Raw genomic sequence first — 259 nt, forward strand, 5'->3', positions numbered from 1 at the left:
GGCACGAAGGTGGGGTCGCCGACGTCGGAGTCGAGCGGGGCGATGTTGAAGTCGCCCATGAGAGCGAGCGGCAGCTCGGGCTCCGCGGCGAGCCAGTCGTGCACGTCGGCCGCGAGCGTGGCCAGCCAGTCGAGCTTGTAGCCGTAGTGCGGGTCGTCGAGCGCGCGGCCGTTCGGCACGTAGAGGCTCCACAGCCGCAGCCCCTCGATCGTCGCGCCGATCGCGCGGGCCTCGATCGGCACATCCGTGCCCTCGTGAC

Annotated in this window: 1 pseudogene; it reads right to left on the reverse strand. The window is 71.8% G+C overall.

Annotation, left to right across the window (positions count from 1 at the left end):
• A pseudogene (locus tag FJ658_RS15545) lies at positions 1-259 on the reverse strand (exodeoxyribonuclease III); the annotation flags it as partial.

The organism is Schumannella sp. 10F1B-5-1 (assembly GCF_006517535.1).
Classification (GTDB): domain Bacteria; phylum Actinomycetota; class Actinomycetes; order Actinomycetales; family Microbacteriaceae; genus Schumannella.